1 protein-coding gene is annotated in these 1,112 nt (G+C 44.6%); it reads left to right on the top strand.

The genetic code is table 11. The features are described from left to right. On the top strand, positions 1-875 hold an 875-nt coding region (locus A3738_RS01040; RefSeq protein WP_156503858.1), incomplete at its 5' end, for a SulP family inorganic anion transporter. Positions 876-1,112: the final 237 nt, after the last annotated feature.

Raw genomic sequence — 1,112 nt, 5'->3', positions numbered from 1 at the left:
CATCTGTTCCTTTCACATGGGAAACCTTAACGATTATCTTCCCTTACGCCCTAGTACTAGCTACGATCGGTTTGATTGAATCTTTGTTAACCTTAAGTCTGATCGACGAAATCACTCAAACGCATGGCAAAGGAAATCAAGAATGTGTCGGCCAAGGTGTCGCCAATACCGTAACGGGCTTCTTCGGCGGTATGGGCGGTTGCGCGATGATCGGTCAAAGTATGATTAACGTTAACTCGGGTGGCCGCGGTCGCTTGTCGGGAATCTCTGCTGCACTATTTTTACTATGCTTTATTTTGTTTACATCAAGCCTAATTGAACAGATTCCAGTAGCAGCATTGGTTGGCGTCATGTTCATTGTTGTAATTGGCACCTTCGAATGGTCAAGCTTCCGTATTATCCGTAAAGTTCCGCGTGCCGATGCTTTTGTATTAATCCTTGTATCAAGCGTCACCGTGGTTACCGATTTAGCCGTAGCGGTTGTAGTAGGTGTGATCGTGTCAGCACTCGTATTTGCATGGCAACATGCTAAGCATGTTAGTGTCAACAAATCTGAAACTAAAGAAGGCAGCAGTCTATACGAAGTAGATGGCCCCTTATTCTTTGGTTCAACTTCAAACTTCCTTGAGCAGTTTGATGTGGCAAGTGATAAAGATGATATCATTGTCGACTTTGCCCGTTCTCGTGTAGCCGATCATAGTGGACTTGAAGCAATTGACACGCTCGCTGAGCGTTATCTAAATGCCGGAAAGACCCTTCACATCCGCCACCTGAGTCCAGAGTGTCGATTGCTCTTAGAAAAAGCTGGCAATCTTGTTGAAGTCAACGTTATTGAAGATCCTAACTATCACGTTGCATCCGACAAATTAGACTAAGTTTTCGCGTAGAGACTCACACCGCTACGCACTATATTTGCGCGCAAGGCATATGCTTTGCGCACGCTCTGAATTCCCCCTCACTGAATCCTCCGTGCCTTCCCTCCCTGCTAATACTTCATAACGCAGTAAAATTCGACAAACTTTAAGAACAAATCTAGTATTTAACCTCAATGCACACCGCTGCCATTATCGGTACGGTTAATGCTTAATTTCTTGCAGCGTCATAATTTTGTA

This window comes from Oleiphilus sp. HI0066 (assembly GCF_001635725.1).
The sequence above is the reverse complement of the archived record's forward strand: the minus strand, read 5'-3'. Positions and strand labels throughout refer to the sequence as shown.